Below are 1143 nucleotides of genomic sequence, written 5' to 3' on the forward strand. Positions count from 1 at the left end.
AGACATCTCCAAAATAGTAACACTTCGTGGTAATATCACATCATAAAGCTTTTTTGACACAGAAACATGAGCGACATACTAAATTATATTGAAGAGCATCCTAAAGAAACACAGCGATTAATGGGTCTGGATTATGAGCAGTTACAACAATTAATCCAAAACGCGGAACGATTACATCATGAAAAACAAGCTTTACTAGAATCAAAAAAAGTTAGAATTATTGCTGGTGGAGGCGGTAGGAAACCCAAACTATGTCTGGGCGAACAAATAATTTTAACATTGGTCTATCTGAGGCATATGACAACATTTCAACTTCTGGGCATCCAGTTTGGAGTAAGCGAGTCTACAGCTAATGATACGTTTAATTATTGGTGGCCTCAATTGCGAAAAATGCTACCATGTAGCTTACTTGAACAAGTAAAAAAAAACGCTGCTGACTATGAAATAGTCAAAGAAATACTCACAGAATATGAATTAATAGTAGATACCTACGAACAAGTCAGAGAGAGACCTGGAGATCAGGATGAACAAGAAAAATATTTTTCAGGCAAGAAGAGTAATCATACATTTAAAAGTCAAATAATTGTCATGCCAGATGGTAGAGATATCGTTGATGTTGTGGCAGGGAAACCTGGACCTAAAAGCGATATAACTTTATTCCGAGAAGAACGCTCACAGTTTGACCCTCAACAAAGATTTAAGGGAGATAAAGCTTACGTTGGAGAAGCTTTAATTACAACTCCGATTAAAAAACCCAGAAATCGAGAATTAACAACTGAACAAAAAGAACAAAACAAAGCATTTTCGGCTAAAAGAATCTTTGTTGAACATCGAATTCGCTCGCTCAAAATATTTCGAGTTGTCCAAGAAAGATTTAGGTTGAATCCCCAAAAATATGAGCAAGTAGTGTTGACGATTTGTGGAATAGTAAGGTTGCGAATTAGAGCGCTAATATTACCATGAGAAATATCTGCTACATCATCAGGTTAAAATCAACGCAGATAACTAGATATTTTGCCTTAATTATCAACAATAAATATCTCAAAGCCTTATTATAGCGTACAGAGTCGCTAATTTAGGATGATTGCATTTACGTCATACAGCCTAGTTACACAAAGGCTTTAATTGTTTTTGGAGATGTCT

Annotated in this window: 1 protein-coding gene; it reads left to right on the top strand. The window is 35.5% G+C overall.

Annotated elements, in window-relative coordinates; genetic code table 11:
* Nucleotides 1-66 precede the first annotated feature (66 nt).
* The gene (locus QUB37_RS29730) at nucleotides 67-963 is read left to right on the top strand and encodes a transposase family protein (RefSeq protein WP_333168835.1); all 897 of its coding nucleotides are present in this window, start codon (nucleotides 67-69) and stop codon (nucleotides 961-963) included.
* Nucleotides 964-1143 lie beyond the last annotated feature (180 nt).

The organism is Microcoleus sp. AT3-A2, from assembly GCF_036705685.1.
GTDB lineage: Bacteria > Cyanobacteriota > Cyanobacteriia > Cyanobacteriales > Microcoleaceae > Microcoleus.